At 58.7% G+C, this 16,086-nt stretch carries 13 protein-coding genes; 11 read left to right on the forward strand and 2 right to left on the reverse strand.

Features of this window, described 5'->3' with window-relative positions:
- Window positions 1-133: 133 nt before the first annotated feature.
- A complete protein-coding gene (locus tag ACFSKT_RS01835; RefSeq protein WP_377720101.1) occupies window positions 134-1,909 on the forward strand; it encodes a DUF5050 domain-containing protein in 1,776 nt (591 codons plus the stop codon).
- A gap of 162 nt (window positions 1,910-2,071) precedes the next feature.
- Here ACFSKT_RS01835 and ACFSKT_RS01840 read toward each other — a convergent pair whose 3' ends face one another.
- Window positions 2,072-2,980, reverse strand: a complete 909-nt coding sequence (locus ACFSKT_RS01840) for a helix-turn-helix transcriptional regulator (RefSeq protein ID WP_377720102.1) — start codon at window positions 2,978-2,980, stop codon at window positions 2,072-2,074.
- Between the two features lie 274 nt (window positions 2,981-3,254).
- Between ACFSKT_RS01840 and ACFSKT_RS01845 the strand changes: the two genes are divergently transcribed.
- The 10 genes from ACFSKT_RS01845 to ACFSKT_RS01890 all read left to right on the forward strand — a co-directional run bounded on the left by ACFSKT_RS01845 (window position 3,255) and on the right by ACFSKT_RS01890 (window position 15,081).
- Entirely contained in the window at window positions 3,255-4,388 is a 1,134-nt protein-coding gene (locus ACFSKT_RS01845; RefSeq protein WP_377720103.1) for an LLM class flavin-dependent oxidoreductase, read from the forward strand.
- A 42-nt stretch (window positions 4,389-4,430) separates the two neighbouring features.
- Entirely contained in the window at window positions 4,431-5,747 is a 1,317-nt protein-coding gene (locus ACFSKT_RS01850; RefSeq protein WP_377720104.1) for an ABC transporter substrate-binding protein, read from the forward strand.
- Between the two features lies 1 nt (window position 5,748).
- Window positions 5,749-6,621, forward strand: a complete 873-nt coding sequence (locus ACFSKT_RS01855; protein ID WP_377720105.1) for a carbohydrate ABC transporter permease — start codon at window positions 5,749-5,751, stop codon at window positions 6,619-6,621.
- Window positions 6,622-6,642: 21 nt separating this feature from the next.
- Window positions 6,643-7,458: a carbohydrate ABC transporter permease gene (locus ACFSKT_RS01860; RefSeq protein ID WP_377720106.1), complete on the forward strand. Its 816-nt coding sequence runs from the start codon at window positions 6,643-6,645 to the stop codon at window positions 7,456-7,458.
- A gap of 240 nt (window positions 7,459-7,698) precedes the next feature.
- Entirely contained in the window at window positions 7,699-9,822 is a 2,124-nt protein-coding gene (locus ACFSKT_RS01865; RefSeq protein WP_377720107.1) for a methyl-accepting chemotaxis protein, read from the forward strand.
- A gap of 391 nt (window positions 9,823-10,213) precedes the next feature.
- Window positions 10,214-11,464, forward strand: a complete 1,251-nt coding sequence (locus tag ACFSKT_RS01870) for an RICIN domain-containing protein (RefSeq protein WP_377720108.1) — start codon at window positions 10,214-10,216, stop codon at window positions 11,462-11,464.
- A 210-nt stretch (window positions 11,465-11,674) separates the two neighbouring features.
- Entirely contained in the window at window positions 11,675-12,241 is a 567-nt protein-coding gene (locus ACFSKT_RS01875; protein ID WP_377720109.1) for an SAM-dependent methyltransferase, read from the forward strand.
- Between the two features lie 128 nt (window positions 12,242-12,369).
- Complete coding sequence (locus ACFSKT_RS01880; protein ID WP_377720110.1) at window positions 12,370-13,176, forward strand: GDSL-type esterase/lipase family protein; 807 nt, start codon at window positions 12,370-12,372, stop codon at window positions 13,174-13,176.
- Window positions 13,177-13,181: 5 nt separating this feature from the next.
- On the forward strand, window positions 13,182-14,111 hold the full coding sequence (locus ACFSKT_RS01885; protein WP_377720625.1) for an ABC transporter ATP-binding protein: 930 nt from the start codon (window positions 13,182-13,184) through the stop codon (window positions 14,109-14,111).
- Entirely contained in the window at window positions 14,104-15,081 is a 978-nt protein-coding gene (locus ACFSKT_RS01890; protein ID WP_377720111.1) for an ABC transporter permease, read from the forward strand. Before ACFSKT_RS01885 ends, ACFSKT_RS01890 begins: the two co-directional genes overlap by 8 nt.
- A 59-nt stretch (window positions 15,082-15,140) precedes the next feature.
- Here ACFSKT_RS01890 and ACFSKT_RS01895 read toward each other — a convergent pair whose 3' ends face one another.
- Window positions 15,141-15,920, reverse strand: a complete 780-nt coding sequence (locus tag ACFSKT_RS01895) for an NAD-dependent epimerase/dehydratase family protein (protein WP_377720112.1) — start codon at window positions 15,918-15,920, stop codon at window positions 15,141-15,143.
- Window positions 15,921-16,086 lie beyond the last annotated feature (166 nt).

Raw genomic sequence — 16,086 nt, forward strand, 5'->3', positions numbered from 1 at the left:
TAAAGCGGTGCCTTTGCGAGTACCGCTTCTTTTTTGTTGCCGAACGGGAATGCCGGTGGAACATTTTGCCAGGTTGATGCGTCAGTATCGTAGCGCGAACACAGCCATCAACGATCATTAAGGAGAGTGTCACATGCGGAAATTCAGCTTACCCTTTCTTCTCGGCATCGGAATCATCGGCGGCACGCTGCATGCGGCGGGCGCGAATGCGGCTTCGGCGCCGTCCATGGCGGACGTATTCGATCAAGCGGTCATCATTCCGTTCGACTACCAGAACAAAGCGTTCATAGACGGCAAGAAACTTGATCTCTATTATTCGAGCTATCAGATCGCCGAGCGGGACGGACAAGTGCTCGTGCCGATCCGGCTGCTAGAAACGCTGTTCTCGCAGAATCTAGCGGAAGGCAGATGGGAGACGATCTGGCAGCCGAAGCAGCCGGACGTCGTTACCGTGCGGAATACCCGGCTGAAGCGAACCATCACCTTTACGGTGAACAGCAAGACGATGACGGTCAACGGCGAATCGCGCGCCATCCCGGTCGCGCCGCAGAAGATCGAAGGGCGCATCATGCTGCCTTTGCGGACCGCGGCGGAAGCGTTCGGCCAGCGGATCGATTGGCTGAATGGGCTGATCGTCATCGGCGAGAAGCCTTTCGACCTGCGAAGTCCCGAGACGTTGGCGGCCAGGGAAAGCATTCGGGACATTCTGACCGATAAGCGAAAACCGGTGTACCTCGATCAACAAACGACGCCGCTTGCCGCGCACGGCAATACGGTTGTCTATGTCCGTTACGATTATACGTCTTCGACGCAGGTTGAACAGCTGGTGATCAAGACGGGCGACGGGAAAGAGAAGCAGCTGAAGCTTGAAGGCAAGCCGGTGCTTAGCAGCGCGAAAGCGATCGGGGACGAGCTGTATTTCGTGAGGGAGGTCGGAGGACGCACCGAATTGACCGCCTATCACTTGGCGAAAGGCACGGTCCGTCGGGTCGCCGCGATCGCGGATTGGAAACCCGGGGATGGCTGGGTGACGGATATCAAACAGATGGACGGCGAGTTATATGTCGTGCTGCACGTTGGAGACCTGACGATGGGAACCGAGGCTTTGTACAAAGTGGAGAACGGCGCGTTGAAGAAAGCAGCCTCCGCCAAGAGCTTTAGCGGTTATGCGAAATCGGGCAGCTTTCTCTACATGACGGATTTCACGCCGATGTTCAACGTGGCCAATAATTTGTATCGAATCGATCTTGCCAAAGGGACGTCCGAGAGAATCGGAACACAGGGGTATGCCTATGGGGTCCGCTTGTCGGTTAGTCCGGGAGGCGGCGTCGGCTTCTCCACCGTGGACACGCTGTACGTGAAGAGCGGTTCCTTGTTCGTACTTGGTTATAACGAGCAAGATCCTAACGACCGAGGCGCCGTATACCGCATCAACCCGGCCGACAACTCGCAGATCCGCGTCACCGCGCCTGCCTCCAAGTTCTGGCTCAAGGACGACCGCATCGTCTACGTGAATGACGAAACCGGTTATTTGGAGAGCGTCAAGCTTGACGGCACCGAGAAACGTACGCTTGTGCAGCGGAAAGCGTCGCACGTGACGCTGGTTGAAGACGAACTTTATTACATGGAGCTGGCGAATGATAATCCCTTCGACGTCGGCCATGTATACCGCTACCGACTGGCAGACGGCAAGGAGACGAAATTGAGCGATCATACGGCGGTTTCCTATTCTGCCGGCAAGAACGGCGTCTATTACTGGTCAGACGGCTATCAACCCGGGATCTACCGTGTCGAATCAGACGGACGGAATACGCGACTTATCGCGGACAGCGTCGTGTCTGTCGTGCCGACCGAACAGGGGCTGCTGTACACGCTTGCTTATCAAAAAGGCGTCTTCGCGGTGAAGTAGACACGAGGACGTCCAGACCATTCGCGCAAAGCCGAACAAGTCGCGCAGTAACAAGCCTTTGCGTATCCTCGCAAAGGCTTGTTTGCCGTTGGCGGCGGCGTGACCCAGGGTGTTCGGTTGACCATCATGAAAGTGTACGGGATCCGGCTAGGATTTTGCCGTTTACGGTCGAGATGGCCCAGAATCAGATGTATCTTGATGGAGAGCCTGCGCCTCGGTCCTAAGCAGTCGGTACGCTTTCGGCGATAGCCCCTCCTGCTTCTTGAACGCCTTCGAGAACGAGAACAAGTCCGGGTAGCCAACGGAACGGGCGATATCCGCGACCGTATAATCGGTCTGCTTCAGCAGGAGGCGGGCTTCATTCATGCGAAGCTGCAGCAAATACTGCATAGGCGGCATGCCGTACGCTTGGCGGAACGTCTTCGTAAAATGCGAACGCTCGACGCCGACCGCGGCCGATACGCTCTCGATCGCGATGTCCTCGGCGAAATGGATGTCGAGATAAGCGCGGCCCTTCTGCAGCCAGGTCGCTTGATCGGCGGGCACGCTGTATGAGGGGGACGGCATCGACAGGGCATCGAACACGCGCAGAAACAGACCGAGCCGCAGCAGGTCCGAGCCTCCGTCCGCTTCGGCGGCCAGCCGCCGCAGCTCTTCCGCGGCCTCTACCGCCTCGGCCGTCGCGCCGCCGGCTGCGTGCGGACGCTGCGGCGTTAGCCCGGCACGGGCGAGCAGCGAGCGCGAGCCTTTGCCGTCGAAGGCGAAGAACAGCTTGCGCAGCCGATTGCGCGGGTTCGTCCAATATTCGTGCGTCACGTGCGGGAATAGGCAGAACAGATCGCCCGATCGAAGCGAATACGCGCCGCCGCTCTGGCGGAATTCACCTTCGCCCTCCAGCACGAGCATCAGGTAGTAATAGGGCGAGACGCGCGGCCCGATGCGATAGTTCGGCTTGGCGATATTGGTGCCGATCCGGATCGGCCAGGCAGCCCCGGCTTTCTCGAACTCCGTAGGCGTCAGAAAGTGAATGTCCAGCCATTCATGATGGTCCTCCCGCATGCCTTCGATCATTTTCGGGCTCCCTTCTTTTTGCAATCCAGCTTACCGCATGAGATTGGGAATTAGCAAGCGTTACCAAGTATGAAGCACACAAAATGACAAATGAAACAAACCACGAAATGACATTGCCTCCACCGCGGCCAGCCTGTTATGATCAAATACGTTAACTAAACCAACCAAACAACTCGGATTATTGTCATCGACCAGACGACTGGAGATACGACATGGAGCGCGAGCTTCCTTGTCGTATTTTTTTATGCCTAACGACGGAAGAGGAGACGCATACATGAGTCAAAGAAACATTGAATTCGGATGGTTTATCCCGACGACGGGGGACGGACCTTACATCGGGGTGCCGCCCGAACGGGAATCGACGATGGACTACATGGTTCAAGTCGCTCAGGCGGCGGAGCAGGCAGGCTATTCGTTCGCATTGATCCCGACGGGCGGCGACTGCCTCGACGCTTGGGTGGTCGGATCGTGGATTGCCGGCCATACGCAAACCTTGAAGCCGCTTGTCGCGATGCGCCCGGGCTTGATGGCGCCGGTGATCGCAGCCCGGATGGCCGCGACGCTGGACCGCGCTTCGCAGGGGCGTGCGTTAATCAACGTGGTCACAGGCCATTATCCTGCCGATCTGAAGGCGAGCGGCGACCCGCTGCACGAGAACCACGACGAGCGTTATGCGCGAACCCGCGAATTCCTTGACGTGGTGAAGGGCGTGTGGCAGGACGCTTCCGCGCCGCAGCCGGACGGTTTTCATTATAAGGGCCGCTACTACGAGATCGACGGCGGGCGCTGCTTACCGGCTCCGGCCCAGCAGTCGGGTCCGCCGCTGTACTTCGGCGGAAGCTCGCCGGCCGGCAAACGGACGGCGGCGGAGACGGCCGACGTCTATCTCATGTGGACGGAGCCGCTCGACTGGATCAAAGGACAGATTGCGGAGATGGAAGCGCTGCTGGACGAGATAAAGTCAGCCAACGGGACGCGTCGCCAGCTGCGGTACGGCATCCGGGCGCAGCTTGTCGTCCGCGAGACGGAGGAAGAGGCTTGGACGGCCGCGTGGCACATTCTCAGCAAGGCGGACCAAGCGCTCGTCGCCGCCCGCGAGAAGCTGCACGCGCGCACCGATGCGACGAATCAGAAGCGGCAGATGGAGCTGTTCGAGGCGTCAAGAGATCAGGATTTCGTCATCGGACCGAATCTATGGTCGGGCTTGTCCGCCATCCGCGGCGGCGGCGCCGTGGCCTTCGTCGGGACGCCGGAGCAGGTAAGCGATCGCATTCTCGAGTTTATCGACGCGGGCGTCGGATCTTTCATTCTCTCGGGCTACCCGCATCTGGAAGAGGCCGAGCGTACGGGAAGACTGCTGCTTCCGCTCCTGAGAGAGAAGCTGGCGGCAAGAGGAATCGCAATCTAATCGAACGCATTATTATCATCGATCTATCGGGGGGACTTAACAATGAACACATTACGATATCGGAGCATTCCACTCGCCGTCATGGCGTCGGCCGCGCTGGTCTTGGCCGCATGCGGCAATGGCGGAGACGCCAATAACGGCAGCGGCGAGGCGGTCAATTCGAACGCGCCGGCCGCGAACGCCGGCAACTCCGGCAAGAGCGCGGAACCGGTCACGATCAGCTTCCTGCACTGGCGGGGTGAAGATAACGCGGCGTTCGAGGCGATCATCGACCAATTCGAGGCGGCGCATCCCGGCGTGCAGGTCGAGATGCAGGTGCTGCCGTCCGACCAATATCAGCAGACGGCGCAGGCGAAGCTGCGGGACGGCGCGACCGGCGACGTATTCGCCTCCTTCCCGGGGGCGCAATTCGAGGCGATCGCGAAGGCCGGATTGTATGCCGACCTGACCGGCGCCGCCTGGCTCTCGAACTTCACGCCGACGCTGATCGAAGCCGGCCAGAAGGACGGGAAGCAGCTGGCCGTGCCGTACCAGCTCGTCTATAATATGCCGATCTACAATGTGAAGCTGTTCGAGAAATACGGCCTCACGCCGCCCAAGGATTGGGACGGGTTCCTCGCCGCGGCGGAGAAGCTGAAGCAGGCGGGCATCGTGCCGATCGCATTCCCCGGCGCGGATATCGGACCGGGTCAATTCATGAACACGATGGTGATGAACAATGCGCCCGACCTGGATATTTTCCGCAAGGTAGAGGCCGGCGAAGCCAAGGTGACGGAGGACTGGTGGATCAAGACGCTGACCCAAATCAAGGAGCTGAACGACAAAGGGTATTTCCAGCAGGACGCCCTCGGCACGAAGGATCAAGGCGCCGGCGCATTGTTCGCCCAGGAGAAAGCGGCGATCCTGGCCACGGGCTCCTACCAGCTTGCGCAGAACAAGAAGAACAATCCAGAGCTCGTGCAAGGCCTGCTGGCGCCGATTACGGTACCCGCTGACCAAGCCGTGTTCGAAGGCATCCATACGACGACGTTCATGCTCGGCGTGAACAGCGCGTCCAACCATCAGGAGGAGGCGAAGGCACTCGTCGAATACTTGAGCGGCACAGACATCGCGGGTGAATATGCGAACGCCACGGGCCAGAACGTGACGGTCAAGGACGTCGCCTACGAGTCGGAGGAACTGAAGGCGGTCGCCGAATGGACGAACAAGAAAACTCGCTTCCAGCCGCGCTTCACGCTGACCAACGCCGAGAACCAGAAGGCGGTCGTCAGCTCCATTCAGGCGGTGCTGGGCGGTACGGATCCGAAGAAGGCGGCCGAGGACGCGCAGGCGATCATCGATCAGCAGCTGGGGAAATAACATGAGGGCCGGGAAGCGTATCGCGCTCTTCTTCGTCCCCGGGCTTGCGTTGTATGCGGCGCTGTTCCTGTACCCGACGATAACCGGATTCTACTATTCCTTGACCAACTGGGACGGCATCTCGCCGTCCTATGATTTCGTTGGCCTGTCTAACTATCGGGAGCTGACGGAGAACATCGTCTTTCGCAAGGCGCTCGTCAACAACGTCAAGTTCATGCTGTTCGTCGTGCTCGTCCAGACGGCGTTCTCGCTGCTGCTCGCCCTTCGGCTATCGCGCAACTCGAAACGCAGCGTAGCCCTGCGGGCGCTGTATTTCGTCCCCACGGTGCTCTCATCCGTATCGGTCGCGCTGATCTGGACGTTCATGTTCGACCCCACCCAAGGGTTGGCCAACGGCCTCCTGAATAGAATCGGCTTGGAATCGTGGTCGCAGAACTGGCTCGGCGATACGAAGCTGGCGATTTTCTCGGTGGCGGCCGTCCAGGCTTGGGCGCATATCGGGCAAATGGTCATTCTGTTCGTCGCCGGCCTGCAGGCCATACCGAAGGAGCTGATCGAAGCGGCGAGGCTGGATGGCGCGGGAGCGCTGCAGATTTTCCGCCGCGTCACGTGGCCGCTGCTCGCCCCGGCGGCCGCGCTCGTCGTCTCGTACACGACGATTCAGTCGTTCAAGGCGTTCGAACTTATCTTTACGATGACGGGCGGCGGTCCGGTCTATTCGACCGAAATTTTGTCCACCTTTATTTATAACACGGCCTTCTCGAACTACGCGTTCGGACTGGCCTCGGCGGCTTCGGTCTTCTTCCTGGCCTTGATTGGCGTCATTACGTTCATCCAATTCCGCGTCCTGCGCGCGGTTCGGGTCACTTACTAGATTTCGCAAAGAGGTGTTCGCGTGCTGCTGCGTGGGTTAGGGGGCGCATTGGTCGTCGCATTCGCGGCGGTCGTCATCATCCCCCTTATGATTGTGCTATTGGCCTCGCTCAAGACAACGCCGCAATTTATCCAAGATCCGCTCGGATGGCCGGATTCGTTCTCGCTGGCCAACTATGCGGCGTTGTTCGCTAGACAGCCGATGCTGACGTACTTCGGCAACAGCGTATTCGTTACGCTGCTCACCGTCGCGGGCGAGCTGCTCGTCGCCGGCATGGTCGCTTATGGCACCATCCGCTCGGGACGCAAGACCGGCGGATGGATGTTCGGTCTTTTCGCAGCCGGACTTATGGTGCCTTCGCAGGTCAATATGCTTCCGATTTACGAGCTCGTGCATCGATTGGGGTGGTCGAACAGCTTGACCGGGCTGTCGCTCGTCACGATCGCCATGCTGCTGCCGCTCTCCGTCTTCATGCTGGGCGGCTTCATGCGGACGCTGCCGGGCGAGCTGTTCGAGGCCGGCGCGATTGACGGCGCGGGCGAATGGCGCATGCTGACGCGGATTGCGCTGCCGCTCGCCGCGCCGTATTTCGCCGCGACCGCGTGCTTCCTGTTCGTCATCGTATGGAACGACCTGCTGTTCCCGATGCTGCTGCTGACCGGCAAAGACAAGCTGACGCTGCCGCTCGCCATGCTGCAGTTCCGCGGCGAATTCGTTACGGATTACCCGATGCTGCTGACCGGCGTCGTCGTCGCTTCGATCCCGGTCATCGTCGTATTCGTGCTGCTGCAGCGCTTTTTCATCACCGGTGCGTTGGCGGGTTCCATGAAAGGTTGATCGCGAGGACATTATCCATACCATAGAAGAAATAACCCTTGCGGGTTCTAGAGCGAACTGATGGCCGGTTCCGAGAACTTTGCGAGGGTTATTTCGCATGCGCATGCGGTTGCTTTCACCTTTCAATCGATGGTTGGAATTGCTAGACGCCGCAAGTCTAACAATTCGGTGACCAACGTCCGAGATAAAACTATCAAGATTTCTTCTAAACTTCACATTCACCAAAGGAGGAAGGACGTCGTGGAAAACAAGAAATGGATCGCGGTTTTGCTCTTGCCGGCAACGCGATTGCTCAATTCGCTCAAATACAGGCAAAAATTTGTGTTTATCGGTTTTATCATCCTTCTATCCTTATCTACCTTCGGTTATTTGCTCTTGGCCGAATACCGGTCGGAAGCAAGCGATGCCAAAGACCGGTACGATGGTCTCACGTATATCCAAACGCTAAAGGGATACCTGCAAAACGTTCAGCAGCATCGGGCGCTCGCCAGCAAAATGATCAGCGGCGACGCAGCCGCAAAGTCGCAGCTGCCCGCCAAGCAAGCGGAAGTCGAGTCGTTGATGCAAACGATCGAAGCCGCATCGACCGGCTATGCGTCGGAATTGTCGAACGCCGAGGAGCTCGAAAGCCTGAAGAGCCAGTGGTCGGCTATCAAAGAAGGCGTGCAATCATTCACATCGCCGCAAAGCTATGAAAAGCACGTGGCGTTGATCGACGATATTCTAACTTCCATCAGCCATGCGGCGGACGCCTCCAAGCTGACGTTGGCCACCAGCATCGATCGGTACTACAAGGTCGATTCGATCGTGAACGTCATCCCGCAGCTTTCCGAGAATATCGGGAAAGCGCGCGGCATCGGAATTGCCGCCGCAACGCGAGGAGCCTTCGCGCCCGGCGAGAAAGAACAGTTATTCCCGCTGGCAGGAACCATTCGGGCCACGCTCGATAATGTGAACGCTAACATGGAGAAATCCGATCCGAGCGGAGATCATGCGCAGCTCCAAGACGACTTGAACGCGCTGAATACCCAAGTCGATCAATTGTTGAGCCGGATTGAATCCGGGATGCTCGCGACCGATACGATAACGATCACATCCGACGAATATTTGACGATCACCACCGCTGCGATCGATGCGGCGTTCAAGGTGCTTGACGGAAAAATCGAGCTGCTCCAAGACGACTTCCAGACACGCATCGAGATGTCGAACAGGCAAATTGCCTTGTACGGCACGGTTCTCGCGGTGACGCTTATCGTGCTCACGTATTTGTTCGTCGCATTCTCGCAATCCGTCAAGCATGCGGTGTCGCGTCTGTCGAAGGCGGCGGCCGCGATGGCCACCGGCGACCTGACCCGGGAGCTGAAGCTGGAGACGAGGGATGAGCTCTCGATCGTAGCGGAATCCTTCAATGACATGTCGCGGTCGATGCGAGCGATGATTGAGACGACCGCCCAAGTGTCGGAGCAGGTCGCATCCGCTTCCGATCAATTGAAGACGGCGGCGCAAGAGACCGTTGCGGCAAGCGCTCAGAACGCAGACATGATCCAGCAGGTCTCATCCGGTTCGGAGGCCCAGCTGAAGGGCGCCGAAGAGACCGGACGGGCGATGGAGGAGATGTCGATCGGCATCCAGCGCATCGCGGAGTTCGCGTCCGACGTGTCCGAGAATTCGGCCGCAGCCGAACAGGAAGCGATCAAGGGCAGCGGCTCGATCGAGCAGGCGATTCGACAGATGAACACCATCCACGAATCCAGCCGGCAGACGGCGAAGGTCATTCACTCCTTGGGCGAGCAATCCAAGCAAGTCGAAGCCATCGTGGAAGTCATCGGCGCGATCGCCCAGCAAACCAACCTGCTATCGCTCAATGCGTCCATTGAAGCCGCGCGAGCGGGCGAACACGGCAAAGGCTTCGCAGTCGTCGCCAGCGAGGTGAAGAAGCTCGCCGAGCAATCGCAGAAGTCGACGGGCGAGATCGCGACGATCATCGGACAAATTCAAGCATCCGTCCGCGAAGCGGTCGCGGCGATGGACGGCGGCTACCGCGAGGTGGAGGCTGGAACGGCGGTGATCCAGGAGACGGGCGTCGTATTCGGACGGATCGCCGATTCGGTGCACCAGGTTGCCGGACAGATCCAAGAGATTACGTCCTCCTCCCAGCAGATCTCGGCCGGTACGGAAGAGGTGACCGCATCCATGCACAATATCGTCCAAATCTCGCAAGCCTCCGCCGGCCAAACGCAGGAGATGTCCGCCGCGTCGGAAGAGCAGCTGGCGACGATGGAAGAAATTTCGAAGGCGGCGTCCGATCTGCACGATCTGGCCGGCCAGCTGCAAACGATGGTCAATCGGTTCAAAGTGAATTAACCGCCCGGCGCGGGAAATCACAAGCGAAAAAGAAGCTGCCAGGGGCAATGTCATTAAGATAAGATCTAATCTTAATGACATTGTGCCCAAGGGCGGCTTCTTATTGTGTTGTCGAATTTCGCGATGAAAAATAACCAATATATAGTAATTAAAAGCCACAAAAAATTGGCATCGATCACAAAAATTTGGCTATTAAAAGAAGAACGGCTACCTGTTAAGATAATGGCGCGGCGAAGGGAATGATTTCCTTTAGTTCCGTAACATGCATCTTGAGGAGAGGAGAGTGCGAATTTCTCGACAAACGTGTAAGCGCTTCACTAGGCAATCTCGATCGACATTCGTCAACCGTCATGCGAACGCGCAGAAGTCCATTTCCGTGAGGAGGGTTTTAATGATTCAGGCATTGCAGGGAAAACGGTTATACGTCATCACGCTCATCATCGCGCTTCTGGTCAGCTTGCTGCCGATCACGAAAGCGAACGCGGCCTATAACTTGGTCTGGAGCGATGAATTCAACGGCACGTCGATCGACCAGAACAATTGGAGCTTCGAAATCGGGAACGGCAGCAGCGGATGGGGCAACAACGAGCTGGAGTATTACACCAACCGTCCGGAGAACGCGAGAATCGAGAGCGGCAACCTCGTCATCGAGGCGAGAAAAGAAAACTACGGCGGGTTCGGCTACACGTCGGCTCGATTGAAGTCGCAAGGGAAGAAGAGCTTTAAATACGGCCGAATTGAAGCGCGTATCAAAATGCCGAAGGGCCAAGGGCTGTGGCCGGCGTTCTGGACGCTCGGTTCGGACATCGGCACGGTCGGCTGGCCGAAGAGCGGCGAGATCGACATTATGGAACACGTCAACAACGAGAACAACACGCATGGTTATATTCACTGGGACGTGAACGGTCATGCGCAATACGGCGGGGCGAGCCATGCGGTTGACGTGACGCAATACCACGTCTATTCGGTCGAGTGGACGTCCAGCTCCATCAAGTGGTTCATCGACGGCGTTCAGTTCAGAGAAGCGAACATCGCGAACAACGTCAATTCCACGGAAGAGTTCCATAAGGATCATTTCCTGCTGCTGAACATGGCGGTCGGCGGCAACTGGCCAGGGTCTCCGGACGGCTCGACGGCGTTCCCGGCCAAGATGTACGTCGACTACGTGCGGGTCTATCAAGACGGCGCGACGCCTCCTCCTTCCAGCGGCATCGTCAACGGCGGCACGTACAAATTGATCAACGTGAACAGCGGCAAAGCGCTGGATGTGGCAAGCGCGGGCACGGCGCCTGGCACGAACGTGCAAATTTGGGGCGATAACGGCACGAACGCTCAGAAGTGGACGCTGTACCAGAATGCCGACGGTTCCTATAAGCTGATCAACGTGAACAGCGCTCACGCGCTGGATGTCGCGGGTTCCGGGACGGGCGACGGCACCAACGTGCAGATTTGGAACGATCTCGGCAACGGGGCGCAGAAGTGGAATCTCGTGAAGAACGCCGACGGCTCCTACAAGCTCATCAACGTGAATAGCGGCAAGGCGCTCGATGTATCCGGATCGGGGACGGCGGACGGCGTGAACGTTCAAATTTGGACGGACAACGGATCTGGCGCGCAGAAGTGGACCCTGGTGAAAGTATAATGTAGGCAAAAAAGGAGAACGGCCGATTCCAGCGCGGAATCGGCCGTTTGTCGTTTTTGCATAGCCGAACAAGCCGTGGAAAAGAATAGGGTTAAAAATGCGTCGACTACGACAAAAACGAAGTGCTCCGGCAATTAGACCGAACAGCTGTAAACCACATCATAACGGTGGATCAAAGATTGCGAAATCGCAGTAAAGGAGGCGCTTGCCGTGACGCTCGAATCCATTCGACACGCTGCGGGCGCAAGTTTCATCGCCGCCGCGCTATGCGGGACGCTGTCAATCGTTTATTCGAGCTGGCGCAACGGTATATCGCCTATGCCGACTTCGGCCCCGGTGCGGCGCGAGGTTGTCCGGGAACTACGCAAACTTGCGTCAGGCGGCACGCTCGTCGACACCGGATCGGGCTGGGGGACGCTCGTCTTTCATATGCTCCGTACTTGTCCCGGCTGGCGAATAATCGGCATCGAGAATTCGCCGCTTCCGCTTTGGTACGCCAGATTTGCACGCCGTTTGCTGCCCTCGGCATTGCGCGACCAGGTCCGCTTCGAACGGGGCGATCTATTCCAGTATCCGTATGCGCAAGCGGACGCGGTCGTCTGCTACCTGCATCCGGCCGCCATGAAGCGGCTGAGCATGGTGTTGAAGGAACAGCTGTCTCCGGGTACGCCGGTGCTGACCGTGTTTTTCGCGCTGCCGGGGTGGCATCCGGTTCGCGTCATCACGTGCCGGGATCTCTATCGAACGAAAGTACACGTCTACGAGGCGGGCTTTTGAAAGATTGTCGTGCCGCCGAAAGCCGGTTTTTAAGCTGGTTTTCAGCTTCGTGTGCTATGTTCAGGGATAGGATAGGACTAGCTATGCAGGTAAAATAGCGAATACGCCTGCCGGGGAAGGAGCGCACGATGAACGGAAGATGGATTCAAGGACTCATGGCGGTCTCCGCGCTGTCGGGGATCATCTGGCTGGGCGGGCTGGGCTGGACGCTGCAGGATTATTTCACGGGCGCCGCCGGCTCGCCGGCAGCTCCGGCGCCGGTCGCGGAAGAAACGGCGCCGCCGATCCCGGATGACGGCAAATTCCGCGTCGTGGCGCTGGGGGACTCGCTGACGCGCGGCGCCGGCGATCCGGACGGGAAGGGCTACGTCGGGTACATGGCCGACGAACTGAAGACGAAGGCGGCTGAACAGGACATTCTCGTCCAGAATTACGGCATCGACGGCCTGCGCACGCCCGAGTTGGCCGCTTCGCTCACCAAACCGGCCGTGCGCGCCGAGCTGAAGGCGGCGGACGTCATCGTCGTCAGCATTGGCGGCAACGATCTGTTTCGCAGCGGCGAAACGCTCGGCAATTTGGACCCTGCGAACATCTCAACCCTCCAAGAGGCGTACGTAGACGACCTGGGAGGCGTATTGAAGGAGCTGCGGACGCTCAATGCATCCGCCGAACTGTTCCTGATCGGCCTGTATAACCCGTTCATCGCGCGGGAGAACACGGAGACGACGACCAAGATCGTGCGGGATTGGAACTACCGGGCGGCCGAGACGGCAGCCGCTTATCCCAATACGGTGCTCGTGCCGACGTTGGACCTGTTCCAATTGAAGATGCAGGATTATCTCGCGCTGGATCAGTTCCATCCGAATGCGGAGGGCTACAAGCTGATCGGGGAGCGGGTCGCTTCGCTCATCACATGGGAGGAGGAGAGCGAATGACCGGAATGACGGGCGCGGGAGCTGCGAATGAAGTTACGTTATCGGTTCAAGGGCTTCGCAAGGTAATCGGCAAACGGGAGATCATCCATGGCCTCGATTTCGAGCTGAAGCGCGGCGAGGTGTTCGGCTTCCTTGGACCGAACGGAGCAGGCAAGACGACGACGATCCGCATGCTCGTCGGTCTGATCAAACCGACGGCCGGCACGATCCGGATATGCGGCTATGATTTGCACCGGCAGTTTCCCGAAGCGACGGGAAGCATGGGCTGCATCGTCGAGAACCCGGAGCTGTACAGCTATTTGAGCGGGTGGGGGAATTTGCAATATTTCGCCCGGATGATGAGCGGCATCGACGAGGCGCGGTTGAACGAGGTTGTCCAACTCGTGGGGTTGTCGGCTCGCATCCAGGACAAAGTGAAAACCTACTCGCTTGGCATGCGCCAGCGGCTGGGCATCGCCCAAGCGCTGCTTGGCAGGCCGAAATTGCTCATACTCGACGAGCCGACCAACGGACTCGACCCGTCGGGCATCCGGGAAATGCGGGAATTCATCCGCTATCTGGCGGAGAAGGAGGGGCTGACGGTACTCGTGTCAAGCCATCTCCTGAGCGAGATTCAGCTCATGTGCGACCGGGTCGCCATTATCTCGAAAGGCCGCATCGTGCGCGTCGATACGGTAGACAATCTGCTGGCCCAGCAGGAGCGCGTGAGCTGGCGGCTGGACCCGGTCGAATCGGGCGCCAAGCTGCTTCGGGAGTTGGCCGGTTCGGCCGAACTGCATGGCCAGACGGTGGTCACGCCGTATCACGAGCAGGAGATTGGACGTTGGAATCAAGCGCTTGTCGAGGCCGGGATTTCGGTGACCGAGATGAGCCGCAGGCTGCCCTCGCTGGAGGATCTGTTCCTGGAGCTGACGGGAGGGGAAAGCATTGATTAATCTCGTCTATAACGAAATGGTGAAGATCACCGGCAAGCGCAGGCTGCTCGTCGTCGCGCTCATCATCGCGATCCTGATCACGCTGTTCACCTATGCTCAAGCCCAGCAGGCGAAGGAGAATCGCGAGCGGTTCGGCGACGTCGACTGGCGCGTCGCGCTGGAGCAGCGGATCGCCGGCTGGGAAGCGCGCCTGGCGAGCGGCAGTTGGCGGGGCGCCGATGGGGAGCTCGAGCTTCGCATCGCGCAGCAGCGCTATTATCTGGAGCAGGACGTCAATCCGGCCGAGCCGGGCGCGCCGACGTTCGTACGCGGTTTCGTCGAGAACGGCATCTCGCTGCTCCTCCCGCTCATGATGATGATCGTCGCGGCCGATCTGGTCTCCTCCGAGCACGGCTCGGGCACGATCAAGGTGCTGCTCACCCGGTCGGTGAGGCGCTGGCGCATTCTGCTGAGCAAATACCTGGCGCTTCTCCTGTCGGTGTCGTTCATTATTACGCTGTTCGGATTGCTGGCGGCGGTCATCTCGGGATTCGTGTTCGGTTATCAAGGCTGGGACGCGCCGGTGTTGACCGGCTTCTCGACAGCAGGCGGCGAGCTGGATACCACCGGCGTGCGCATCGTGCCGCAATGGCAGTTCATCCTCATGGAGCTAGGTCTTGCTTGGTTCGTCTCGGTCGTCGTGGCGACGATCACGTTCATGCTGTCCGTGCTCGTCCGCACGACCGCGGCGGTGATGGGGATTATGCTGGCCTGCTTGATCGCCGGCACCATTCTGCGCACGATGGTCTCCTCTTGGGAGACGGCGAAGTATCTGTTCATGGTCAATCTGGAGCTGATCGACTACTTGGAGGACGCCGCGCCGCCGATCGAGGGTATGTCGCTTGGCTTCTCCATGCTGGTCCTGCTCGTCTGGGGCATCCTTGCCCTTGTCGTCTCGTTCGTCTCGTTCACGCGCCGGGACGTCTATTGATGGCATTGCAAACAGGGTGTCCGGTATTATTGCCGGACACCCTGTTCGTTGTTCGTCATTTATGAGTTCGGAACGCCGCCTTGATAGACGGTCTCGTCATGCTTCACGGGGATGCGGCTGCTCCGAGCGGCTTCCATCAGCTGCGCGGCGTCGTCCTGCGGTTCATAGCCGATCAGCTCTTTTAAATACCCGATATCATAGTAGTTATCCGTGTTCGCGGAGGTGCCGTACAGGCAGAGGAACGGGATATTCGGATCGGCCTCGATGCATCGCTCGGCCAACTGCACCATGTCCCGCTCGGAAATCCAAATATGCGCGGCGCGATCCGAATGAGGCCGGTCGTCCTTCGGGAAATTACCGATCCGGATATTGAACGACGAGATCCCGTACTTGTCCGCATACAGCCTGCCGAGCAGTTCGATATAACATTTGCTTAGCCCATAGAAGCTGTCTGGGCGGTAGGGGGAATCGGGCTCGACTGGTTCGCCGACCTTGTAGTACCCGGTCGCGTGATTGGAGCTGGCGAAGACGACGCGCTTCACGCCGTTCCGGCGGGCCGCCTCGTACAGCTGGTAAGCGCCGGTTACGTTAATCGGCAGCACCTTGCCGAGGAAGTCGTCCTGGTCCTTCGCCCAAGCGAAATGAAGCACCGTGTCCACGCCTTCGGTCAGCTCAAGAAGTCGTTCCGCATCCGTCACATCGAGCGGGACGATGTCACGACTAGCGTCTGGGTGCAGATCCGCCGCGGTGATGGCATAACGTTCGAGCGCGCGAAGTCCGTCCGTGACGCGGGCGCCGATAACGCCGGCCGCGCCGGTGATGAGCAGCTTTCGATTCATCGTTCATCAACTCCATATTTGTTAATTGCTTACTTGTACTATACCCAATTTGCGGTAAAGTTGACGGTATGCGCTGCATCGGAGGGCTTGCGAGAGTGCCAGTTTCGACCAATAGAGCTTGATATTACTAGGGTCGAGGCGGAATTCGACAGCAGGATAATTCATG

It is taken from the genome of Paenibacillus xanthanilyticus, from assembly GCF_042682185.1.
GTDB lineage: Bacteria > Bacillota > Bacilli > Paenibacillales > Paenibacillaceae > Paenibacillus_Z > Paenibacillus_Z xanthanilyticus.